The following is a 25,664-nucleotide window of genomic DNA, read 5'->3' on the forward strand; positions in this document are numbered from 1 at the left end:
ATGAAAAAACGTATCATACTCTATAAAAAAGGTTTTCGCTATGAGCTAGCGCTAGAAGAGGGAAAAACAGCGACTGTATCGAATCAAGAAACAGCTCAGTTGACCCTGGCTTCGCAAGAAAATCCCCTTCATTTCCAATGGAGTCAAGGTGAAATCTTCTACCAGTATGGTGAAGACAAGGGTGTGCTTGAAAATAGCAAAATCCTTGGGGATGTGGTCTGCTACTTGGCGACAGGAGAAGTCCATACCTATGAACTGCTAGACAAGGAAGAAATTCTCGTAGCAGATGAAAAGGGTGCGGATGTGCGCTTGCACTATCCAGTGCGCTTTCTCCTTGTGAAAAAAGAGCAGACATGGACTTGCCAGCTCTTATCCGGAAAACTATACCATAACCACAAACTCGTCAGTGAAGCGACTTTTCCACTGGCCTTTGGGGATGAGCTAGCTATTCGAGATGTGACCTTTAAGCTCTATCCAGAAGAATTTGGCGTGGAAGGGGCTGTCGAAGTGAGTCCTTATCTGGTGCCGCGTTTGCATTCACGCTATGACTTCTACAAGGACTATCCAGAGTACCACCGGTCTCCGCGGATCATCTACCGAAGTTCGGAAGACAAAATCTTGATCAATCCTCCGGGAGCAGAGCCTCAAAAGCCATCAGATGAACTCTTGAAGTTGATCATACCCCCCCTCATCATGGTTGGGGTGACCCTCTTGATCACCATTTTCCAACCGCGGGGTCTCTATATCATCGCGACGGTATCCATGTCTGTGGTCAGTGTGATCTTTTCGGTCCAAGGATTCTTCAAGAATCGTAAGAAATACAAAGAAGACAAGAAAGAGCGCGTGGAGCTCTACCATCTCTATCTCAAGGACAAGGCTAAGGACTTGGAACAGCTATCTCGGAAGCAACGAGAAGGCATGTTTTACCATTTCCCAGCGATCGAAGACTTGACCAAGATGGTCAAACGTTATGACTCGCGGATCTACGAAAAAACACCGCTTCATTTTGACTTTTTGGCCTATCGTTTGGGCTTGGGCAAGGTTCCAACCAGCTATGAGCTCAAATATGGTCAGGAAGAGCGCAGTGGGAAGAAAGATGCCTTGGAAGAAGAAGGCTATGCTCTTTTCCAAGCCCATCAAAAGATCGACAATCTTCCGATTGTAGCCAGCCTTAATCGGGGACCTGTCGGGTACGTCGGTCCTCGCCCTATCGTGCTAGAACAGTTGCAACTCCTGGTTGCCCAATTGGCTGTCTTTCACTCATACCATGATCTGACTATTATTCCGATCATTCCAGAAGAGGAAAAAGAAAGCTGGGATTGGATGCGCTGGTTGCCTCATGCGACCCTGCAAGACATGAATGTCCGTAGCTTTGTCTACAATCAGCGGACACGCGATCAGGTCTTGAACAGTCTCAACCAAATCCTCAAGCTCCGCAAGGCGCAAAAAGAGGAAGAAAAAGCCAATGATACCAAGATCTTCCACCCTCACTATGTGGTCCTCATCACCGATGAGACTTTGATTTTGGACCATGTCATCATGGAGTTCTTCCGTGAGGATCCGACAGAGCTCGGCTGCTCCATCATCTATGTAGCAGATGTGCTCTCATCACTTTCTGAAAATATCCAAACGGTTATCTCTATCAAGGACCGCAACCAAGGGCAATTGCTCTTGCAAGAAGGGGTTCTTCGGGAGCTCGACTTCCAATTGGACCACTTCCCTGAAGGCTATGACAAGGAAGCCATCTCGCGCGGCCTTGCCCCTCTCAAGCATATTCAACAGCTCAAGAGCTCAATTCCGGACTCTGTGACCTTCCTTGAAATGTACCAAGCGGAAACTTTCAGTGACCTCAAAGTCTTGAGTCGTTGGGAGAGCCATGCCCCTTACCAAAGTTTGGCCGTGCCGATCGGTCTGCGCGGGAAGGACGATTTGGTCTACCTCAATCTTCATGAAAAAGCTCATGGGCCACACGGTTTGATCGCAGGGACAACCGGTTCTGGTAAGTCTGAAACCATTCAGTCTTATATCCTGAGCCTTGCCGTCAACTTCCACCCACACGATGTTGCTTTCCTCCTCATCGACTACAAGGGTGGGGGAATGGCCAACCTCTTCAAGGATCTGCCTCACTTGCTTGGAACCATCACCAACTTGGATGGTGCCCAGTCTATGCGGGCCCTCGCCTCTATCAATGCGGAGATCCATCGTCGGGAACGCCTCTTTGGTCAATATGGGGTCAACCATATTAACCAATACCAAAAGAAATTTAAACTCGGTGAAGCGACCGAACCGCTTCCTCACCTCTTCTTGATCAGTGATGAGTTCGCCGAACTCAAGGTCAACCAACCAGACTTCATCAAGGAATTGGTCTCTATCGCGCGTGTCGGGCGTTCCCTCGGGGTACACTTGATCCTTGCGACGCAGAAACCTTCTGGGGTCGTGGATGACCAGATCTGGTCCAACTCTCGCTTCAAGCTAGCCCTCAAGGTGGCAGACCGTGGAGACTCCATGGAGATGCTGCGGACGGCAGATGCGGCTCAGATCACCCAGACCGGTCGTGCCTACCTCCAAGTTGGCAACAACGAAGTCTACGAACTCTTCCAAACCGCTTGGTCAGGTGCAGACTACCAGCCTGAGAAGGACCAGCTAGGGATCGAAGATCATACCATCTACTTGATCAATGAACTAGGCCAATATGAAGTCCTCAACCAAGACCTCTCCGGTCTGGATATGGCAGAAGAAATCAAGGAAGTGCCAACAGAACTGGATGTCATCGTGCAGGAAATCAATCACTTGCACCAACAAGAAGGCATCGCAGCTGTGGCCCAACCATGGTTGCCTCCCCTCAAAGAGCGGATTACGCTGGATGAGTTGGACAAGGTCGTGCCGATCAAGGCTTGGCAAAAACGGACAGCTCCAAGCGTCCTGATCGGGGTAGCCGATATCCCGCAAGCGCAAAAGCAAGAAGCAGTCGCCATCGATCTGTCAAAAGATGGGAATATCCTCCTTTACGGAAGTCCAGGGACAGGAAAGACGACTTTCCTTCAGACAGTCGCAATGGATCTGGCTCGCAAGCAGAGTCCAGAAAATCTGACCATGTACCTGCTGGATTTCGGAACCAATGGTCTAGCCCCACTAAGCCAATTGCCACATGTGGCTGATAGCCTCTTGCTGGATCAGACGGAGAAAATCCAGAAATTTATCCGGATCATCAACCGCGAGTTGGATCGTCGCAAGAAGCTCCTCTCCGAGCATGGGGTCGGCACCATCGCCCTCTACCGTGAAGTAACCGGTAAGCAAGAGCCAACCATGGTCATCCTCATGGATAGCTATGAGTCTATGAAGGACGAGCCTTATGAGACAGACCTCTTCAAGCTCTTCATGCGGATCTCCCGTGAAGGTCTCAGCATCGGTGTGCACTTGATCATCACAGCTAGCCGTCAGAACAACCTACGTGCTCAGCTATACTCCAACTTCAAGCACCAGCTGACCTTGCCACAAAATGATATCTCTGAAGTCCGTGGTATCGTAGGAGCAACCCCACTAGCAGCTACGATGGAAGACATCAAGGGACGCGCGCTCATGAAGCGTGACGAAGTCGATGTTGTTCAGTTCGCCCTACCAGTCGCAGGAGACAATGATATCCAAATCATCAACAACCTCCGCGACCAAGTCCAAAGCCTCAAAGAGATGTGGACAGGCCACACCCCAGCAGGCATCCCAATGGTCCCAGATGAGTTGACAGAAGCAGCCTTCTACGGCCGTGAGGATGTAGCAGCTTTACTGAATGAAGGAAAGGTACCACTCGGATTGGATCTGGAGACGGTTGAGCCGGTGACATGGGATCTCAAGAAAGGCAACCTTCTCTATCTGACAGACAAAGAAGAGCAGATGACTCAATTCGTCAAACAAATTGCTCGTAGCAAGCAGAAGGTGATTGTGTTGGCGCCGAAGTATCATAAACTACCAAATGCAGATAATTTATTTGTCTTTTCATCGGCTGAGGAAGTTCTAGAATCTCTTAAAGATATGAATAAGCGTATTGATGAGAGATTGGAGAAACAGTTGTTTTCTCATGATGCTACTATTATTATATATAATATGATTGATCTACTGCAGGAGTTAACACAAAATGGTATTGACTACTTGACGTACTTATTGGAAAAAGGTTTGAAGGTTGGATACGGTGTTGTTGTTATGACTTCGGCTTCTATAAGTCGCAATATTGATTCAGCTTCGAAACAAGTAAGAGCATATAAACAAGCTTTCTTAGCAATTAGATTTAATGATCAAACTATGTTGAATGCAGTCAATAAGCCACTAAGAGAAGGAGTGTTAGAAAAACAATTACATTATTATGTAGTTGATAATCAACTAAGAATAATCAAGGTTTTGATATCGTAATATTATAGGAGATGTAATGGGAAATAAATCTGAATTAATCCAACAGTATAATGAAATTAGTGCTAAGAGTAATGCATTAAATGCAAAAATCGCTGAGTTATCAGAAGCTTTAAAGAATTTAAATAATGTTTCAACTACAGTAGATTATATTCTTAAAAATCATGAAAATATAAAAAATAATTATAATTTGGCTGGAACAGCATATAAAAATGAAACAGAAGCAGAACAAACAACTGTAAAGATAGCTTCGGAGAAATTTTCAAAATATAAAGAAGATATTGCAGGGGAACTCAATGCTAAAATATTATTTCTTGGCTTTGAGGCTGCTGCATGTAGAACGTCAATGAATACATTATCTATACTTATAGATATGGCGAAGGAGTGATAGTTTTATGAGTGACATTATCAAGATACATAATTTACCTGGTATAGATGATTTTGGAAAGTCTATTTCAGAATTTTCAAAATCATATTCAGTTGCTGTTAGTGATACAGAAAGAAAGTTTTCTATTAAAAAAAATAATTCAGAATTAGATGCGTTAGAAGCTTTTTACAAAAAATTAAACATTTTACAAGAAAAAGTTTTTCATAAAGTACCTGAAGAGTTAGAAAAATATTCTACACTCAATATCACGTTTAGTTCAACTATTAAGGATGCTGGATTTGATGTCAAAGCTTGGACTTCAGAAAGCGGGAAAAATACTGTAACACAGACTTTGACAGGTGATCAGTCAACTGCTGTTGAAGATGTCAAGTCTAAATTGCAACCTGCGTTGGATACTGCCACAAGATTATTAGAAATTGATAGTATAAATTTGACCCCTATCCAAACAACAGCACAGCAAGAATTATTAACTGAGTCTACGAATAGATCAAATACACATGATGCGATCGAAGGAGCACACAAAACATTTGTACAGGGGTTGGATGAAATAACGAAGACAATAAATCTGCTTCAAATAGAAGTCAATCATGCAAAGTCGATTTTAAGGATGCCTGCAGATTTTATTTTGGATAGTATTAGCCATAAAATTTTAACGAAGGATAAAATGTATTATCTTGATTCTATGTCAAGCGATGTTGATGCAACAGTAGTAAAAGATATCCTTAGTGAATCTCCTGGAAAAATAATGAAGCAACGACCTGAGGGGATTAGTGGTGGTACATATAATGTACTTTCCGCAGAAGTTACGGATTGGATAGTGCGTGGGAAAAATGGAGATAAACTAGCAGTAAAAAAATTAAATCATCTAGTAGATGCGATGGGGAGTGAGTCGATTGACACTGTATCTCAGTTTACAACTTCAATGATAGAAGCCGGTGATAGAGAAGCTTGGTTTCTAATTGGAAATATGAAAAAGAACCATTCAGAAAATCCGAATGATTCTAAAATTGGTAGAGATCAGAATCGATTAAATAACGTGAATGATTTCATTGGTTTGATGCAGTCTATTAATTTAATTGGTATCGGAGAAGATATAGAAAGATTAAATTATGGTGAATACACTGAGCCAGAAACTAAAATGACCAACAAACAAATGAAAGACATACAAATAACAAGTGATGGAATTTCTTTCTCTGTAAAAACAGATTTTAAACATGTAATACATAAAAATGTTTTGGGAATGGTCAAAGTAGATCAAATTATGACTGCCACTACAACAACGGAAAATTATAATAGTAGTACAATGGCTGGAGCAGGTGCAAATTTGATCTATAATCAAGAAAGGGCATCTAAACTTAAGAAAGCTCGAAAAGAAGCGTTGGAAGAATTTCAGAAAGAAATGGGTAAAGCTATTGGGCAAGGCTTATTAAATAGTCTTATTCCTGGTTCTGGAACAGTCATGGAGCTTTTAGGATCGTTTGCTGGAGATGACAAGGAGAAATCGGATGGTATTAAATCACTTAGTGATTATATTCCAAATAAATACGGGAAGAATGCACTGAAGGTTATTGGTAACATTGCTAAAGACCATTTTGAGTTTAGTAGTAAGATAGAGAAACTGTCAAAAGAGGAATTAAGTAATCAACAAAAAAGCATAGGTGAGTATTTGAAAAAAGGGACTTGGTATCTCAAATCGAATAAAGATACTTATACAGACTCTTCTGTTTACTATGACTTTAATGCAACTCTTCGAGCGGAAGAAATGGACGATAGAGGTATGAAAGGCTATGTAGAAGAAAAAATTCCAGAAGCTACTCGCAATGGTTTAACTCCGGAACAGTGGATAGAAAACCAAATTAAAAAGAACGAAGTTAAAGTTGATAATGATACCAAGAACTATCTTATGGGAGTATCTGATAAAAAAATAACAGATATGAAGCAAGAGGAAATAGATAAACTTACAAATGCTTTAAATGCTATCATTCCGCAGAATGAAAGTACGGGAAACAGAGGCGTAGAAAGGTATATTTTATACCTAGATGAGAAATTTGAATACAAGGAGAGATAAGTATGACTTTTAAAAAGTTTGCAATACTTTCAACGATTTTTGTCGCAATTTTAGGATTTTTTGTCTATAAATACTACCAAGATAAACAAGAAAAAGAAGATTATTACAATAATGTGTACACTTATAGTGGTGACTACGAAATTGGTGATTATGAATTTCTAGGAGATAAGGGTATCGTAGCAAAGTGGGTTAGTAAAGATCCGGAAGAAGATAAACAAATTCGTAAGCACCTTAAGAACGATCCACAAAGTAAAGTTGAATATCATAACAATGATGTTATCATGGCAGGTAAACGTTTTATCATTAGAGAGAATTTTAAAACGATGTCGCGCAAAAAAGGTGGAAGTACCTATCGTTTATTAATCTATGATACAAAAGATCAAACTTTAAAAAAGAAAGAGGTTGATGTATTAAAATGGCTTCGAGAAAAAGGTGAAGGCTGGGGATTAAGTACAGTTGGTCCATCTTTAAATACACTACCTAGCGGAAAGGAAGTGTTGTCTGTCAATATTCAAAAGAGTACAGAAAAAAAGGTAAATGGTATTCCGGTCTCTAAGACAGAAATTAAACCATATTATTTAGATTTGGAAACGGGTAAATTCATTGATTATCAGAAGGAAAGCAAAAAATTAGAGGGATTATATTCTTCAATCAATGAAAATTACCAAGGGGATTCTTTACCAGGAGATGAATTATTACATTATGGTCTTGATTTAAACTATAATACTGTAAACATCAAAAAAGAATTATTTGAACAAAGTAAAGATCTACCAATTCAGAAAGAATATCCGAAGGCTTACAAAATTTTAAAAGAAAATAATAGCGCTTATTATCCAACTTTTAATAGCGATCGAAGTCCAAAAGAAATTTTAAATCATTTATCTCCTCTTATACCAGAAGGTAGTGACATTTTACAAGATACAAGGATTCAATAGTTAAATAAGAAAGGAGATAAAATGGGAACAGGTACTAAACGAATTAGCTCAGAACATATAAAAGGAGTTAAAGCAAGTTTTAAGGTTGCGGATGAACATTTATCAGATAAGTCCTCTGACTTGATAGAATCAGATGCAACAGAAAAATTATCAGCAGCAACAAGCTCCATTAAACAAATGATTACTGATTTGAGTGATACTGTGGAAAATCTTGATCAGTATTTAAATTCAATAGCGGATGCTTTTGATAGAGTGGATGGCGATTTAGCTGAAGCGATTAAAAATAATATAAGTGAATCATTTTCAAATGGGAAGTCGACCAAGCAAATGCAGTCAGAAGAAGAAAAACGTCAAAATGCAGAGAAAAAACAAGAAACAACAAAATCTAAGAAAAAAGTTCAATATCCATAAGTGTCTTATTGTATTTGGGAAAATTTATTGTTTATAGCTGATTTTATTTTAATGAGGAAGTCGTTTATAAATTGGGAGAACCAAATATGAACTGCGATCAAAAAGTTAGACAGAAAAAATCAAACTTTTGGTGTCAGTACACAGGTTCTCTCTTTTTTCATCCCCTCAGCTCTCTCCACCTAGTGACGAACTTGCTCTTCAAACTAATTTCCGGTATGATAGTAGAAAATGTTTTTGAATCTAACTCAATTATAAAAGAAGGGAAATGATCCATGAAAAAGATGATGGTATTACTGGCGAGTGTGTTTGTATTAACAGCTTGTGCTCAGCCGAAATAAGAGGTCAAGGAGGCGACTGCAAAGAAAACTGAGCAAACTACAAAAGCCTCCTCGTCTGCTAAAGAGGAACAGGGGTTGAAATTTGTAGTGGCACCTCAGTATGAAGGAAAAACATCTGACTTGATCGAACTAGGGAAGAAGTTAGTTAAAGAGCATCCGGAAGCTGGCAAGCAAGGTGAGATTACTTTGTATTATACAGGTAGTACCTATACTTTGAACCAACAAGAATATGTAGTATTTATGTTGGTCAACAAAACGGCAACGAATATTGATCATGATGCAGAATTTAAGCTAAATTGGAGTTACGATGGACAATCTATATATCAAAACCAGTTAGTTGAGTATAGGATTTCTGAAAATGGCAAATTACCGACTCAATCGGCAACGATCTTTTTGCTTCCTTTGACTAAGGAGCAACAATCAATTGTCGAAAGTATAACAGATGAAACGAAAATGAGTCTGAGTATCACAGACATTATGATGAAGTAGGTAATGGGGATGCCTGATATCAGAATACTTCTAGTCATTGCTGTGGCTGTTATTGGATTTCCCTTGTTTACCGTACTCTTTTTTGGACATTTTTGAAGAGAAGTTAGGATTAAGACCCTCTCGTCAAAGAGCGTTGAGGGAGTGGTAGTTGGCTATAAGCGGGCACAAATTGTGGTGGCTCCAATTGTAGAATATAGAGTGGATGGTCAGACCTATCGTAATAGTCTAAAATATTATCGGGTGGTGCGGGCAACACTTCCTTGGAAAACGAATCAAGCGGCTAGCGATATCGATTTGATGGCACAAAGGATAACCATCTACACCAATTCTACAGTCTCAAAGGGCAATCTTTTTCAAGATGCTTTTCCACTGGGATCGAAGATGACGGTCTGGTATAATCCAGCCTGTCCAAAAGAATCCTACGTTGAACGCTATAGTGGATTAGACAGGCTTTTTAAACGGCAGATATGGATTGGAATCTGGAGGTTAATTTTATTGCCTATTTTAGCAGTTGTGGCCATCACTATGGGGATGAAGTATAAATAATGGATCAGCCCTAACTGAATAAATGATGAAGAGAAATCACCGTCCTATCGGTGGTTTTTTCGTCTTCACTTCTCCCTCGAATTAATCCTTAAATTGTGATAAAATAAGGGTTACGAATGTTTTTGAATGGTCTGTTTTTGCATAGAGTCGGGCCGCTCAAAAGCGAGCAAAAGAATCAAGATCAAGGGAGAAACAATGTCCAACACCTTTGAAATTTTAATGGATCAGCTGGATATGCCGCTGGAGATGCGATCTTCCAGTGCCTTTTTGCATGCGGAGATTCAAGAAGTCGTGGTGCACAAGGTTAGTCGGGTTTGGGAGTTCCGCTTTGCCTTTGCGGAAGTTTTGCCGATTGCTTTGTTTAAGGAATTGCGCCAGCGCTTGAAGGATGAATTTTCAAAGACAGGAAACCAGGCGACCTTTACCATCCAAGTGGCCAATCAGGATTTTTCTGCAGATTTATTGCAGGCCTACTACCAGGAGGTCTTTGAAGATGGGCCTTGCGCTAGTCAAGGATTTAAGGGGCTCTACCAAGACTTGCAGGTGCGCGCGGAAGGGCAGGAATTGATCATCTCTGGACCTTCTTCGGTTGATACGGAGCATTTTCGTAAGAATCATTTGCCCAACCTTGCCAAGCAGTTGGCAGCCTTTGGTTTTCCGCATTTCACCTGTCGGGTGGAGTCTGATGAGGAGTTGACAGAGCAGGAAGTGGCGCGCTTTGAGGAGGAAAATGAAAAGATTTTCCAAGCAGCCAATGAAGAGACCTTGCGAGCTATGGAATCCTTGGCCCAGATGGCTCCGCCACCAGCAGTTGAAGAAAAGCCAGTTTTTGACTTCAAGGCTAAGAAAGCTGCGGCTAAACCTAAGCTAGACAAGGCTGAGATCACTCCGATGATCGAGATTACGACAGAAGAGAACCGGATTGTCTTTGAGGGTGTGGTCTTTGACGTGGAGCACAAGGTGACGCGGACCGGTCGGGTCTTGATCAGCTTTAAGATGACCGACTATACCTCGAGTTTTTCCCTTCAAAAATGGGTCAAAAATGAGGAAGAAGCCCAGAAGTTTGACATGATCAAGAAGAACAGCTGGCTACGGGTCCGGGGAAATATCGAAATGAACAATTTCACGCGCGACTTGACTATGAATGTCCAAGACATCCAGGAAGTCGTCCATTATACCCGTAAGGACCTGATGCTAGAAGGGGAGCGCCGGGTGGAATTCCACGCCCATACCAATATGTCGACCATGGATGCCCTACCGGAAGTCGAAGAGCTGGTTGCCAAGGCAGCTGAGTGGGGCCACAAGGCGGTGGCCATCACCGACCATGGCAATGTGCAGAGCTTCCCACATGGCTTTAAAGCAGCCAAGAAAGCTGGAATCCAGCTGATCTATGGTATGGAAGCAAATATCGTAGAAGACAAGGTACCGATCACCTATAACGAGGTGGACCTGGACCTCAATGAAGCGACTTATGTGGTCTTTGACGTAGAAACAACGGGACTTTCAGCCATTTACAATGACTTGATCCAGGTGGCCGCTTCTAAGATGTACAAGGGCAATGTCATTGAGGAGTTTGACGAATTTATTGACCCGGGCCATCCTTTGTCTGCCTTTACGACCCAATTGACAGGGATCACCAATGAGCATGTCCGGGGGGCCAAGCCCTTGGTGCAGGTCTTGAAGGAATTTCAGGAATTCTGCAAGGATGCGGTTTTGGTTGCCCACAATGCCACTTTTGACATGGGCTTCATGAATGTCAACTACGAGCGTCATGGTCTTCCCAAGATCACCCAGCCGGTCATCGATACCCTGGAATTTGCCCGCAACCTCTACCCCGATTTTAAACGGCATGGCTTGGGGCCCTTGACCAAGCGGTTTGGAGTGGGCTTGGAGCACCACCACATGGCCAACTACGATGCGGAAGCGACGGGGCGCCTGCTCTTTATCTTCATCAAAGATGTCGCTGAAAAGCATGGGGTGACCAATCTCAAGGATCTGAATATCGATTTGATCGATGAGAATTCTTATAAGAAGGCCCGGGTTAAGCATGCCACGATCTATGTCAAGAATCAGACCGGCCTTAAGAATATGTTTAAACTGGTCTCGCTGTCTGGGACCAAGTATTTTGAAGGAGTCCCACGGATTCCCAAGACTGTGCTGGATGCCCACCGCGAGGGCTTGATCCTCGGATCGGCCTGCTCAGAAGGGGAAGTCTTTGATGCGGTCATATCACAAGGGGTGGATGCGGCGGTCGAAGTGGCCAAGTACTACGACTTTATCGAGGTCATGCCACCGGCTATCTATGCACCTCTCATTGCTAAGGAGCAGGTCAAGGACATGGAGGAGCTCCAGACCATTATCAAGAGCTTGATTGAGGTGGGAGATCGCCTTGGCAAGCCTGTTCTTGCCACAGGGAATGTCCACTATCTGGAGCCGGAAGATGAGATTTATCGGGAGATCATTGTCCGTAGTCTCGGTCAAGGAGCTATGATCAACCGGACCATCGGGCACGGAGAAGATGCCCAGCCAGCGCCACTGCCAAAAGCGCATTTCAGAACCACCAATGAAATGTTGGATGAATTTGCCTTTTTAGGAGAAGACTTGGCACGCAAGATTGTTATTGAAAACACCAATGCGCTCGCAGAGACCTTTGAGCCGGTCGAAGTGGTCAAGGGGGACCTCTATACGCCATTTATCGACAAGGCCGAAGAAAGGGTTGCGGAATTGACCTATAAGCGAGCCTTTGAGATCTATGGTAATCCGCTCCCTGATATTGTCGATCTGCGGATTGAAAAAGAATTGACCTCCATCTTGGGGAATGGCTTTGCCGTGATTTATCTGGCATCGCAAATGCTGGTGCACCGTTCCAATGAGCGGGGCTACCTGGTTGGATCGCGTGGATCTGTCGGATCTAGCTTTGTAGCGACCATGATCGGGATCACCGAGGTCAATCCACTTTCGCCTCACTATGTCTGTGGCCAGTGCCAGTACAGTGAGTTTATCACGGATGGTTCTTATGGATCTGGTTTTGATATGCCAGACAAGGATTGTCCAAACTGTGGCCACAAGCTCAGCAAAAATGGGCAGGATATTCCCTTTGAAACCTTCCTTGGTTTCGATGGGGACAAGGTACCCGATATCGATTTGAACTTCTCTGGGGAGGACCAGCCGAGCGCCCACTTGGATGTTCGTGATATCTTTGGGGAAGAATATGCCTTCCGGGCAGGAACGGTAGGTACGGTCGCAGCTAAGACTGCCTACGGCTTTGTCAAGGGTTATGAGCGGGACTATGGCAAGTACTACCGGGATGCCGAGGTCGAGCGCTTGGCTCTTGGCGCAGCTGGGGTCAAACGGACGACCGGTCAGCACCCGGGAGGAATCGTTGTTATTCCAAACTATATGGATGTCTATGACTTTACTCCGGTCCAATATCCGGCAGATGATGTGACCGCTGAATGGCAGACCACCCACTTTAACTTCCACGATATCGATGAGAACGTCCTCAAGCTCGATGTCCTGGGACATGATGATCCGACCATGATTCGGAAACTCCAAGACTTGTCAGGCATTGACCCAAATGATATCCCTATGGATGATCCAGGGGTCATGGCTCTCTTTTCTGGGACGGAAGTGCTAGGGGTGACAGCCGAGCAGATCGGAACGCCGACAGGGATGTTGGGGATTCCAGAGTTTGGGACCAACTTTGTTCGGGGCATGGTCGAAGAGACCCATCCGACGACCTTCGCAGAGTTACTTCAGCTCTCTGGTCTGTCTCACGGTACCGACGTGTGGTTGGGAAATGCCCAAGACTTGATCAAGGCGGGCATTGCTGATCTATCGACCGTTATCGGGTGTCGGGACGACATCATGGTTTACCTCATGCACGCGGGTCTCAAGCCTAAGATGGCCTTTACCATCATGGAGCGCGTGCGGAAAGGGATGTGGCTCAAGATCTCAGAAGAAGAGCGCAATGGCTACATCCAAGCCATGAAGGAAAACAATGTCCCTGAATGGTACATCGAGTCCTGTGGGAAGATCAAGTACATGTTCCCGAAAGCCCATGCGGCGGCCTATGTTATGATGGCCCTTCGTGTGGCCTACTTTAAGGTGCATCATCCTCTCTATTACTACTGTGCTTACTTCTCGATTCGGGCCAAGGCTTTTGACATCAAAACCATGGGGGCAGGCCTTGAAGCCGTGAAAGCGCGGATGAAAGAAATCGCTGAGAAACGCAAGAACAACGAAGCCTCTAACGTCGAGATCGATCTCTACACCACCCTTGAGATTGTCAATGAGATGTGGGAGCGGGGCTTCAAGTTTGGTAAGCTAGACCTCTATCGCAGTCAGGCGACAGAATTCTTGATCGATGGAGACACCCTGATTCCGCCATTTGTCGCTATGGATGGTCTAGGAGAGAACGTTGCTAAGCAGATCGTGCGGGCGCGTGAAGAAGGAGAATTCCTCTCTAAGACTGAGCTCCGGAAGCGTGGCGGCGTTTCGTCAACTCTGGTTGAAAAGATGGATGAGATGGGCATTCTTGGCAATATGCCAGAGGATAACCAGTTGAGCCTCTTTGATGATTTGTTCTAGAAACAAAGGAGGAAAACATGAAGGTAGAAATTTTTGCAGAAGACAAACCAGCTGAAAAAGTCTTTGAGTACAAGCTAGAAGTGGCAGACAATGTCCTGCTCCTTTCCACCGCCATGCTCTCAGGAGCGATTGCTCTAGCCGGCTTATTTTCAGCCTTGAAAGATTAACGGACAGCCTCTATTTTCCTGTTGAAAATAGAGGTTTTTCAGTCCTTTCAGATCTGATAAGTGTTTTCTTTGGACCTAGATTGTGTTACAATTTTTAGTAACGATTGTTTGTGACAAGGAAACAGAAAAACAATGGATGTTCTTTCAAAAAGATGAAACAAAGGAGAAGCGCGTGGCAAGATATTTAGTAGGGCCTTACAACAATAGTTGGAACTTTATGGATGCGGTTGAAAAAGCGCAGGATGGGGATACCATCGAGTTTGAAAATGGGTATGTCTTTCAATGGCCGACAAATAAAGTGATCGAGATCGACAAGAACCTTCATTTTGTGGGGCATGTGGTCCCAAATCCAAATGGCAATGGGCGCATGTTTAACAACACGATTGAGGCTTCCTTCCGATTTGTAGAGGGAGCTCAGGTGACATTTGAAGATCTGTGGTTTAAAGTTGGTGGGAATTATACTACCTTGCTCTTATGGAATAGCTCAGATATCACCTGTAAACAGGTCTATTTTGAAGCAACCACTCCAACAAATAATGAATTTTTTATCTATATGGATACGCATTCGAAGTTGACACTGGAAGGAGTCGGGATGAAGGTTCCGGAAAAACACCAAAGTGCCATCGGAATGTCAGCATCAGAATTGTCTATTCGCAATTCAACGATCTTTTCTAAGATTGATCTGTCAGAAGGATCTAAATTGACCTTAGAAAATGTCCATATTGAAAAATTTGGGAATAATACGATCCATGCCAAGGACTCAGAAGTGATTGCAAAAAATTCAACGATTACAGGCGGGGATCTGGAAAAGGATTTTCCACCAGTTTGGTTGAGGAATGTCATCTGGGAGTCTGAAAACTGTAAAATTGAGCTACCTACCGGTACTGGGGTCTGTCTTGATAATAATGTTCAATTCAATTCGGATTCGGATCGTATAACCTCCATCAATTCATTCAATAGTATGATCCGAGCTCACCAGGCTACATTTACAGAATTTTTATGCGTCTATGAAGAGTCCTTTGCTTCCCTGACTGGAGAAACAACCTTCTTGAATGAGAATGCCGAAACCATTTCATTTGGCGTTTTTGATGATGGTGTGCTGATGGCTGAGCATATGATTTGTCATAAGATTGCGGATCCTAATATACGGCTTCAAGGTGGAGCCTTTGCGAAGGTGGGCACCATGACCTATAAGCAAGGGGATGCGCGTGATCTGACCAAGGAAATCGAGGATGACTGTGATTATCTTGTTGGCAGAGAAGTGGCGAAGGGAAATGCGCAAGTCGTTCCTACGGGACAGGCGACGGATGCAACGGTGGCTCCAACCACCGCAAGAGACTCTGGACCAGAGAAGAAACAAGATGCTCTTCAAGAACTCAATAGCCTGATTGGTCTTGAAAAAGTCAAACATGAGATCAAGAAAATGATCAACATGGTGGAATTTAACAAGAAACGAATCGCCAGTGGCAAGGCACCTGAAAAGCAAACCTTGCATGCTGCCTTTATGGGAAATCCTGGTACAGGGAAAACCACTGTGGCCCGTCTGTTGGGACAAGTGCTCTTTGATGCGGGTGTCCTCTCAGGGGAAGAATTCCGTTTCGTGGAAGCAACGGAGTCCGATCTGATTTCTTCGAATATTGGAGGAACGGCTGAACAGACCCAAGCCCTGCTTGAAAAAGCGCGAGGAGGCATTCTCTTTATTGATGAAGCCTATAGCTTGGATAAAAAGGACAGCGGTGCGGACTTTGGGATCGAGGCGATCAATACCATCCTCAAATTTATGGAGGACAATCGTGACGACATCATGATTATCTTTGCCGGCTATACCAAGGAAATGGAGGAGTTCTTAAAGACCAATCCAGGCCTTCGTTCTCGGGTACCAAATAATTTCATCTTTGAAGATTTCACAGGAGATGAGATTGTCCAACTAGGTGAAATGATCCTGAGCAAAGGAGACTACAAACTCGAAGACCGGGATTACTATGCGCGGCATGTTAAACGGGCTTATGATGGCTCGCTAGATAAGAGCAATGGTCGCTGGATCCGTAACCTGGATGAGCAATTGACCAAGACCATGGCAGATCGGGTGGTGGCCCAAGGTTCTGACGATATTGAGACCATCCTCAATAGCGATATTGATGCTGTTCTTAACCAAGGTAAGTATCAAGCAGGAGCCGACAAGGAAGAAGATGGGATGGCTGCCCTCAACCGTTTGGTTGGAATTGCTAAGGTGAAAGAGCAAGTTGAACAATTCGTGGCCATGGCTGAGTTCAACCAAAAACGGGCTGAACAAGGTGGCATCGTTGAAGATACGACCTTGCACTCTCTCTTTCTTGGAAACCCCGGTACAGGGAAAACGACTGTGGCCCGCATTTTGGGTAATATCCTCTTCCAAAAGGGGGTTATCAAGCAGAAGAAGTTTATCGAAGTATCCCGGAGCAATCTGGTTGGAGGCTACCAAGGTCAAACAGCCTTGAAGACGCGCGAAGTCCTAGAAAGTGCACTGGGTGGAGTCCTCTTTATCGATGAGGCCTATACGCTTTATACCGGTTTAAATGACGATTTTGGGAAGGAAGCCTTGGACGAAGTCCTCAAATTTATGGAGGATCACCGCCGCGATATCGTCATTATCTTTGCTGGTTACACGAAAGAGATGCACGACTTCTTGCAGGTCAATTCAGGTCTACAAAGCCGGATCCCAACTACATTTGATTTTGAAGACTACAGCCCAGATGAGATCGTGGAGATCGGTTTGTTAGGATTGCGTAAGCAAGGTTACCAGGTCAATGAAGCCCTTTATGGAGAGATTGTGAAAGGGAATTATATGCGTGCCAATGACCATAGTAATGGTCGCTGGGTCCGCAATCTCAATGAAAAACTCTTGCGCCAAGTATCAACTCGGGTAACCCGTGAAGGTAGTACAGACTACAATTCCATTTTGGATCAAGATTTGGAAGCTTTGAGAGAGAATAGCAGTTCAGAGCAACCCCATACCGTGGATGATCAAGGCTATGTTCTTCCTTAAGCTGAAGGAACAAGAAAAAAGAGGCTGGGACAAAAGTCCTAGCCTCTCAATTATTTTTGGATTGTCGAGCAAGACGCAGTGGTTGAGTGGGCTCTACTACGCTGATTTCATCAGCTTTTACAGCCCTACTCAACTGTGCGGAGGTGGGACGACGAAATCGAATTCTAACGAATTATCGATTTCTGTCCCACTCTCTTTTTACATGGACTTATGGTATACTAGGAGGAGATCATTCACTTATGAAGGAGAAAACAATGGTTTTACCAAATTTTAAAGAAAACCTCGAAAAATACGCTAAATTGTTAGTGGCGAACGGTATCAATGTGCAACCTGGGCATACCTTGGTCTTGAACATCGATGTGGAACAAAGAGAATTGGCCCACTTGATCGTGAAGGAAGCCTATGCCTTGGGGGCGCATGAAGTGATTGTCCAATGGGCAGATGATTTCACTACCCGGGAAAAATTCCTCCATGCACCGATGGATCGTTTGGACAATGTGCCAGACTACAAGATTGCGGAGATGAACTACCTCTTAGACCACAAAGCTAGTCGCTTGGGTGTGCGCTCGTCTGATCCAGGTGCCTTAAATGGTGTTGATGCAGAGAAGCTTTCTGCCTCGGCTAAGGCTTTGGGCATGGCCATGAAACCAATGCGCATCGCTACTCAATCTAACAAGGTCAGCTGGACCGTTGCTGCAGCAGCAGGTTTAGAATGGGCGAAAAAGGTCTTCCCAAATGCGGCGAGCGATGAAGAAGCAGTGGATCTCCTGTGGGATCAAATCTTCAAGACTTGCCGAGTCTACGAGGAAGATCCAGTCAAGGCTTGGGAAGAGCATGCAGCTATTCTCAAGAGCAAGGCAGATACACTGAATAAGGAACAATTCTCAGCCCTTCATTACACAGCCCCAGGGACTGATTTGACTCTTGGCTTGCCGAAAAACCACGTCTGGGAATCTGCCGGAGCCATCAATGCCCAAGGCGAAAGCTTCTTGCCAAACATGCCGACAGAAGAGGTCTTCACAGCTCCTGACTTCCGTCGCGCAGAAGGTTATGTAACGTCTACAAAACCGCTTAGCTATAACGGAAACATCATCGAAGGGATCAAAGTGACCTTTGAAAATGGAGAAATTGTGGATATCACAGCAGAAAAAGGCGATCAAGTCATGAAAGATTTGGTCTTCAAAAACAAGGGAGCGCGTGCCTTGGGTGAATGTGCCCTCGTCCCAGATCCAAGCCCAATTTCCCAATCAGGCATTACCTTCTTCAATACGCTCTTCGATGAAAATGCCTCTAACCACTTGGCCATCGGAGCAGCCTATGCAACCAGTGTAGAAGGTGGCGCAGAGTTCACAGAAGAAGAACTCGAAGCAGCCGGCCTTAACCGCTCAGACGTCCACGTCGACTTCATGATCGGCTCAAGCCAAATGGATATCGACGGTATCCGAGAAGACGGCACCCGCGTCCCAGTCTTCCGCAACGGAGATTGGGCGATATAGGGAGCAGGACAGAAATCAGTAACTCGAAGAGTTTGATTTCTACCTCGCTTTTCGATTTTAAGGCTCGGGCAAAAAAGGTCCACAGGACCTTTTTAGTCCCCCCCGCACAGTTGATGAGGAAGGGGCCTTGCTTCGCAATCCCTATCTACTACCTCAAAACAGTGTTTTGAGCCATCAACCCCTGTGCCCAAAATATAATAGAGTAAAAAGTATCCAACTGCTAAGAAGTTAGATACTTTTTTTGGTCAAAACTTGATCATCAAAGTAAAATCAGGTATGATGGATGGTATGTTCTTTTATGAATAAATAATATAATTATGACTGTCTAAGAATAAAATAGTATAGAAAGTAAGATCAATCTATGTTTAAACCAGCAAAAATCGATCGTTTGCCGAAAATGAATTTTCGATATCGTTTGTTAAAAGTAGAGAATGAATGGTATTTAATGGACGTCGATCGACCAATTATCATCACCTATTTTCTTCCATGGTTTACCTATTTTATCCCTCATAAAGGTTATCAGCTAACAGAGGATGAAGTAGAAGCAATAGCTCCGAAAGTTCTTAAAAGAGATAAGAACATACTTTCAACTCAGACTAAAGCAGGGATTTCAACACTTGGTGCTGGTTCCTTAGCAGTTTTACTAGGTAGAGCTTTTCCGATAGAGGATTATTTATATTTTACTTCCCATCTACTGAATCTAGTGCTAATGATCCTTGTTCTAATCATTGCTTTTGGAATTCGCATTTGGATCAGTATTGGGAAAAAAGAGTCGGTCATAAAGCCTTCCAAGAAAGCTAAAAAAATGTATTGTCGCCCAGTAAGATTTAGGTTACTACTAAAAAATCTTCTATTAGTAACATTGGCTTTATTTCTTTCAGCTGTATCATTTTGCTTTGTTCTGAGTACCAGTAAACCCAATCTAATTCTTCATGTGGCCTTATTTGCTTTTTCATTGGTTTTTTTATCACATGGTAATTTATTATTATATGCTTCAGGCGAGGATTATAAGGCAAAAATTAAAAAATAGGAAAAAGTGTAAATGTTAAGAAAGGATGATCTATGTTTAAACCAGCAAAAATCGAACGGTTGCCCAAAATGAACTTTCGCTATCATTTATTAAAAGTTGACGGAGAGTGGTATTTGATGGAAGTCGATCGGCCGATTATCATCACCTATTTTCTTCCGTGGTTTGTTTATTTTATCCCTCATAAAGCCTATCAGCTGACAGAGGATGAAGTAGGAGTCCTAGCTCCAAAAGTATTTGAAAGAGACAAGAAGCATCAGAGTTTAGTGAATAATAATATCGGGAGGGCATCGGTTGGTCTAGGTGTAACCTCCATGCTATTAGCAAGGGCGTTTCCAATAGAAAAATACCTCAATTTTACCTCTCACTTGCTTAATCTATCCTTGATGATGTTGATTTTAATTTTTGTAGTGGGACTTCGGATTTGGATGGGTAGAGGGGAAGGGATGCAGGAAATTGTGGCAGATAAAACACCTCGAAAAGTGTATTGCTTTCCTGAATATATAAAAAACATACTATTACCTTTAATATATGTAACTTTTCTTATAGTCATGTTCATTGCAGTATGTTATGCAATTTTAATAAACTTTGAGCCCAATTTTATAATACATTTTGGTCTATTAATCTCATCATTTCTATTTTTATCAGCTGGGAATTTAATTTTTTATTCCCCAATCATCTCTTTCAAAGCCAAAGTCAAGTAGATCAAGTTAAGTGAAATTCAGAAGCAAGTGCAACATCCATCTGCTTTTGGATCTTAAAGGAATTTCTTAGAAAGGAGCATGTCATGAAAAACGAAAAGACAGTCGGTATTGAGCAGGTGAACAAAGTCTACTTTAAAAGTTTAGCCAATACACGTGCTTCAGCGGCTATGATGATCACTTCGTGGACAGGCGTATTTCTGTTCGCGATTGCAATCCTTTGTTTTTATTCGTATGATGTATCAAAAGGTATAAAACCATTTAGTCATTGGTTTTTTGATATCCTCGTCATCTATTGTCTTTACCATATCATTACATTTTTCTTGCCGTTAATGGGGACATTTATATATAGAAGACAAGTATTGTCAACGACCCTACTCTTATTCACCTATGCAGGGATGTTTTTATCGCTCCAAGTCATGGGCTTGCTCATCATTGTTTCTGCTCTGGCAAATAAAGAATTTGAGGTAGGTTTCCCGAAATATGGCTTCATCGTCATTCCTTTTCTTGTGATTTGTACCTTAGTGGGCTTTATTTATAATTATTTTTGGCTTAAGAAGCAGTTAAAGATTGGCTTTTCACCAACTAGAACCCTAGGAAATTATTTCGCAAAATCAAGTAGTTACAGTAGCAATGCCCTAACGATCATCTTCGTCTGCTCCATGATAGGAGCGGCCCTTACTGGCTATTATGGAGTGGTGCTAGGAGTATCCGTAAGCATACTATTCAGTTACGCTTTTACTCAGTTGCTGACAGAAGTGGGTTACCTCTTGTATTTGAAAACAAAAAGCAAGGAATACTGGGAGGATGAACCTGAAGATAATCCGACGTTGTGGGATTTACTATGGAATTGGTTGAAAGGCTTCAGCCTAAAAAAAGCTAAACTTCGCATTCCGTTAGAAATAGTATGCTATCTATTGATGTTTGTAGCACTTGATCATTTAGGATATGCTGATGCAAAGGTAAGACGACCAATCTGGTTGGTGTGGCTTGTCAGAATGATTACCCTAGGAATTGCCTTGGACTTCTTTATTAGCATGGCACGTACCATCATACGCAAGTTTTCGAATAAAAGGCAAGGCAAAAAATAACAAAAAAATACCTAACCGAGAGCTTTCTCAGTTAGGTATTTTTGTCATTTACGCCCTTTGTATCTTATTCTAATATCAAAAGTCCTTCTTTGATTTCAAATGGGTTGTTTGGGTTGATGCGGTCATAGAACATGATGCCGTTGGTGTGGTCGATTTCATGTTGAACGACAATGGAGTTGTAGCCTTTGAGTTTGATGCGTTTCTTTTCCCCATCTTTTGTGAAATACTCAACCGTCACGCGGGCATGACGAACCACATAGCCTGGGACGTTGCGGTCTACAGAGAGACAGCCTTCCCCGTCGCCAAGAGCTGCATCTTGCACAGAATGGGCGACAACCTTTGGATTGTACATGACTTCTTGAAGGCTATAGGCTTCTTTTGGTGGGTTGCCATCGGCATCTTCTGGATTGGGAACCAAAACAGCGATAATCCGTTTAGAGATATCCAACTGTGGTGCGGCAAGTCCAACTCCTCCACGGAGGCCAAGTTTTTCAGCCATAACAGGGTCTTGAGAATGGTGCAAGAATTGCATCATTTTTTCACCCAGGATAATTTCCTGATCAGACAAAGGGAAGGTTACATCTTCTGCAACAGCTCGAAGTGTTGGATTTCCTTCGCGGATAATGTCATCCATATCAATCAAATGGGACGCTCTTGTAACTTTTTCAATTGCTTTCATCGTTTTACTCTCACTTTCTTTCTACCCTCCATGATAACACAAAAGAACCTGAAATTAAAGTTTTCTGTCAGTTGTTTCCGTGTGTTTGATGGACAAGTCCCCCATTCTTTTTCGGTCTAAAATCGTATAGACCCGTCCTTCTCTTTTGATCAACCCCTCGTCAATCATCTGTTTGATCACGCGACTAAGGTGGCGGTAGCTGATCCCAAAACGCAGGGCCAGCTGATTCATCTTGGGCTTGAGGGTCCCATTTTCATCGCAATGTTCCAGAAAATGCGTAGCGAGGCGTTCCTTGACCGAATAATGAAAGTTTGCAGGAGCCAAATAGTTGATCTGGTGCAATTTCTCAGCCAAGGTCTTGGCCGTAGAGCGCAAAAAGGTTGGATCAAACAGGAGGCGCTTCTTAAAGTGCTGGGCTGGGAGCTGGACGACTAGCGAGTCTTGGTCTGCAATGACTGATGAGATACAGACCCGATCGAGCAGGAGCTCAATCTCTCCTAAGAGTCCAGGTTTTTCTTGGATTTCAAGGATGGTGTCGCTGCCATTTTCAAGACTGTGGATAATCTTGAGCCGGCCTTTGAGAAAATAAGGAATGACATCTTGCTCAGAACCTTGGCGGCAGATATAATCTCCAGCCTGATAGAGAACGAGGTCCAGCTGGCTGAGACAGTCGCCTGGAAAGATCTGGTCCAATTGGTAGTCAGTGATGATCTCCTTGAGTCTTGTAGATGGGGAAATTTTTTTCATCTCACTCTCCTAAAATAGGACAAATGTCCTGTTTTTCTATTTCTAAATTGATTATACTAGGATTCTATTGAAAATACTAGTTTGAATCTTTTTTGAAAAAACTAGTGAAATCAAAGTATTACCAGTAAAGTGTAGGAAATAAAAAAATGAAAAAAACAATGGAAAGAATCAGTCTCTTGAGCTTGTCGCTCATGCTGATCTCATCCTTTTCAATTACAGCCGGTTTGCCGGCTATGAAGGCTTATTTTAGTCACTTCGGATATTCAGCAAGTCAGGTGGAACTCTTGGTTTCCCTGCCAGCCTTTGCGGTCGTAGCCATGCTCTTTTTAAATAGCCTGATCGAGCGGTGGATGAGTGAGCGCCAGATGATTGTCGCAGGGCTCTTGCTCTTTTCAACTAGTGGCCTCTTGCCTTTGGTCGTGCAGGACTATCCTCTCATCTTTCTGAGTCGTTTGCTCTTTGGCTTGGGGACAGGAATGATCAATGCCAAGGCTATTTCAATTATCAGTGAGCGCTACTCAGGCAATGATAAGACCCGGATGCTGGGCTATCGGGGGTCTGCTGAAGTGGTGGGCTCTGCCATCTTGACCTTTATTGTGGGACAACTCTTACCCCTAGGCTGGCCAGCGATCTTTGCCGTATATGGTGGTGGTTACTTGATTTTACTCCTCTATCTCCTTTTTGTCCCTTATCCTAAGGAGCAAAAACAGGCTAGCTTGAAGGAGAAAAAGAAAGGTTCCGCACGTCTTCGCTCCCCTCAATGGCGTTTTAGTCTGATGCTAGCTGTGATTGCTGGTATCATCATTTGTTTCAATTCCATCATTAGTCTGCGCGTGCCGGATATCATCGTTGATGCTCGTATGGGAACAGCGACAACAGCTGGAACCGTCTTGAGTCTGATGCAATTAACAGGGATTGTCGCAGGGGTAGGCTTTGCCAGTTTGACACATGTTTTCAAAAAGAACTTGCTCATGATCATGTGCTTTGGTTTCGGTCTGGCTTTGGCCTTGATTGGCTTGTCCAGCCAGCTATGGAGCTTGGTTATAGGAACCCTTTTAGCAGGATTTACCTACAGTACGGGGGTCACCAGTATCTTTTATCACTTATCTGAAAAAATCCCGACCAATCTCCTGAACCTTGCGACCTCGCTGGTCTTGATCGGCTGCAATCTCGGATCGGCCCTCTCTTCTTTCTTCATCCAGTTGGTGACGCCACTAGCTCCTAACAATCATCTGCTTTTTGTCTGGATTGGTGCTTTGATGGTTGGAACGGGAGTCTTTGCCTCACAATTACTAGCACGAACGAAATGATGGAGAAATCATTTCGTTTTTTTAATTCAATCTATTGCGTCCTGTCACTAGCTCGTGTTATTATAGGAGGAGTGTGAAAAAAAGATTAGTTTAAAGGATAGAATAATGAAAAAAATCATGGAGAAAGTGAGTATTCTCGCGCTTTCATTTATTTTGACGACCTCGTTTTCGATTTCGAGTGCGCAGTCGGCCATGTTTGCCTATTACAAGGGAATTCCTCATAGCATGATTGAGCTCTTGGTCTCGCTTCCTTCTGCAGGGATCATGGTTTCACTCATCTTCAATAAATGGATTGGGCGCCTATTTTCAGAGCGCCAGATGATTGTGACAGGCTTAGTTGCTTACGCTCTATGTGGCTTTATTCCCTTAATCAGTCCAGCCTATCCGGTTGTCTTTTTGTCTCGGATTATTTTCGGGATGGCGGTTGGCTTGCTCAATGTTTCTGCCATTGCCATTATCAGTGAGCGCTATAAAGGAAAAGAACGCGTTCAAACCCTTGGCATTCGTGGTTCTGCAGAGGTTGTTGGGACGGCCGTTTTAACCTTTGGAGTCAGCCTCTTGATTCGCTTTGGCTGGCAGGCTGCCTTTCTCGTTTACGGCATCAGTATTCCTATCTTACTTTTGTATCTCTTATTTGTGCCTTATGGATCTAAGACAGAAGCAGTGGAGGAAAAACACAAGGATGTGAAGATGACGGGGGGACAATGGCGGACTACGCTCGGCTTAGCGGTCGTTGCGGCAGCTATCGTCTTGTCCAATGTCATGATCACCGTTCGGATTCCAAGTGTGGTAGAACAAGTTGGACATGGCACTGCCCAAACTGCGGGGGTTATTTTAGCAACCATGCAATTTGTCGGAATCCTTGCAGGATTAGCCTTCTCCCCATTAACCCAGCTGTTTCGCGATCGCTTGTTGGTAGTTTCGGGAGTGGCCTATGGCTTGACCCAACTGTTGATCGGGGTTTCTACCAATCTCTGGATGCTCGCCCTTGTGACCATCCTTGCAGGTTTTGCCTATAGTGTGGCTCTCACAACTGTTTATAATGTCTTATCTGATCAGATGCCAGCTGGAGTATTAAGTCAGGCAACATCCATTGCGGTGTTGGGGTGTAGTGCAGGTTCGATCGCAACGACCTTTGTCCTTAGTCTATTAGGGACGATCTCATCTGCTCCAGCCTTCATTTTTGGATTTTCTGGTATCCTCATGATCCTGATTTCCTTTTTTGGCCTTTGGATTGTGCGAAAGAGCGGGAAGTAAT

General features: G+C 43.4%; 17 protein-coding genes and 1 pseudogene. 16 read left to right on the forward strand and 2 right to left on the reverse strand.

Features of this window, described 5'->3' with window-relative positions; all coding sequences use genetic code 11:
* From essC to M1G14_RS03975, 14 genes and pseudogenes are all read left to right on the forward strand, one after another.
* Positions 1–4,401, forward strand: a complete 4,401-nt coding sequence (essC, locus tag M1G14_RS03910) for a type VII secretion protein EssC (RefSeq protein WP_061591294.1) — start codon at positions 1–3, stop codon at positions 4,399–4,401.
* A gap of 16 nt (positions 4,402–4,417) precedes the next feature.
* The gene (locus tag M1G14_RS03915) at positions 4,418–4,786 is read left to right on the forward strand and encodes a hypothetical protein (protein ID WP_024054634.1); all 369 of its coding nucleotides are present in this window, start codon (positions 4,418–4,420) and stop codon (positions 4,784–4,786) included.
* Positions 4,787–4,793: 7 nt separating this feature from the next.
* Positions 4,794–6,854 (forward strand): hypothetical protein, encoded by a 2,061-nt coding sequence (locus M1G14_RS03920; RefSeq protein ID WP_049523158.1) that lies wholly within the window; start codon positions 4,794–4,796, stop codon positions 6,852–6,854.
* Between the two features lie 2 nt (positions 6,855–6,856).
* Positions 6,857–7,789, forward strand: coding sequence for a hypothetical protein (locus M1G14_RS03925; RefSeq protein ID WP_024054636.1), 933 nt, complete (start codon positions 6,857–6,859; stop codon positions 7,787–7,789).
* A gap of 21 nt (positions 7,790–7,810) precedes the next feature.
* Entirely contained in the window at positions 7,811–8,200 is a 390-nt protein-coding gene (locus M1G14_RS03930) for a hypothetical protein (RefSeq protein WP_024054637.1), read from the forward strand.
* Positions 8,201–8,472: 272 nt separating this feature from the next.
* Positions 8,473–9,027: pseudogene (locus M1G14_RS03935) on the forward strand (hypothetical protein).
* Positions 9,028–9,168: 141 nt separating this feature from the next.
* Entirely contained in the window at positions 9,169–9,573 is a 405-nt protein-coding gene (locus M1G14_RS03940) for a DUF3592 domain-containing protein (RefSeq protein ID WP_024054640.1), read from the forward strand.
* Between the two features lie 195 nt (positions 9,574–9,768).
* Entirely contained in the window at positions 9,769–14,163 is a 4,395-nt protein-coding gene (locus M1G14_RS03945; RefSeq protein WP_247926302.1) for a PolC-type DNA polymerase III, read from the forward strand.
* A gap of 17 nt (positions 14,164–14,180) precedes the next feature.
* A complete protein-coding gene (locus M1G14_RS03950; RefSeq protein ID WP_003010006.1) occupies positions 14,181–14,330 on the forward strand; it encodes a hypothetical protein in 150 nt (49 codons plus the stop codon).
* Between the two features lie 172 nt (positions 14,331–14,502).
* A complete protein-coding gene (locus M1G14_RS03955; RefSeq protein ID WP_247926303.1) occupies positions 14,503–17,355 on the forward strand; it encodes an AAA family ATPase in 2,853 nt (950 codons plus the stop codon).
* Positions 17,356–17,609: 254 nt separating this feature from the next.
* Complete coding sequence (locus M1G14_RS03960; protein WP_061590964.1) at positions 17,610–18,851, forward strand: aminopeptidase; 1,242 nt, start codon at positions 17,610–17,612, stop codon at positions 18,849–18,851.
* Between the two features lie 361 nt (positions 18,852–19,212).
* Positions 19,213–19,881 carry a DUF443 family protein gene (locus M1G14_RS03965; protein ID WP_049523288.1) on the forward strand — a complete coding sequence of 223 codons (669 nt, stop codon included), beginning with the start codon at positions 19,213–19,215 and terminating at the stop codon, positions 19,879–19,881.
* 32 nt (positions 19,882–19,913) lie between these two features.
* Positions 19,914–20,582 (forward strand): DUF443 family protein, encoded by a 669-nt coding sequence (locus tag M1G14_RS03970; protein ID WP_049523286.1) that lies wholly within the window; start codon positions 19,914–19,916, stop codon positions 20,580–20,582.
* Between the two features lie 83 nt (positions 20,583–20,665).
* Positions 20,666–21,670, forward strand: coding sequence for a hypothetical protein (locus M1G14_RS03975; protein WP_049523284.1), 1,005 nt, complete (start codon positions 20,666–20,668; stop codon positions 21,668–21,670).
* 64 nt (positions 21,671–21,734) lie between these two features.
* On the opposite strand, the gene def is transcribed toward M1G14_RS03975, so the two are convergent.
* Together def and M1G14_RS03985 are read right to left on the reverse strand one after the other, a co-directional pair.
* Positions 21,735–22,349, reverse strand: a complete 615-nt coding sequence (def, locus tag M1G14_RS03980) for a peptide deformylase (protein WP_003004253.1) — start codon at positions 22,347–22,349, stop codon at positions 21,735–21,737.
* A 54-nt stretch (positions 22,350–22,403) separates the two neighbouring features.
* Entirely contained in the window at positions 22,404–23,096 is a 693-nt protein-coding gene (locus tag M1G14_RS03985) for a cyclic nucleotide-binding domain-containing protein (protein WP_049523282.1), read from the reverse strand.
* A gap of 146 nt (positions 23,097–23,242) precedes the next feature.
* Here M1G14_RS03985 and M1G14_RS03990 point away from each other — a divergent pair, with 146 nt between their 5' ends.
* Both M1G14_RS03990 and M1G14_RS03995 read left to right on the forward strand, forming a co-directional pair.
* The gene (locus M1G14_RS03990; protein ID WP_049523280.1) at positions 23,243–24,406 is read left to right on the forward strand and encodes an MFS transporter; all 1,164 of its coding nucleotides are present in this window, start codon (positions 23,243–23,245) and stop codon (positions 24,404–24,406) included.
* 105 nt (positions 24,407–24,511) lie between these two features.
* Positions 24,512–25,663, forward strand: coding sequence for an MFS transporter (locus M1G14_RS03995; protein WP_247926304.1), 1,152 nt, complete (start codon positions 24,512–24,514; stop codon positions 25,661–25,663).
* Position 25,664 lies beyond the last annotated feature (1 nt).

This window comes from Streptococcus parasanguinis (assembly GCF_023109675.1).
Classification (GTDB): domain Bacteria; phylum Bacillota; class Bacilli; order Lactobacillales; family Streptococcaceae; genus Streptococcus; species Streptococcus parasanguinis_I.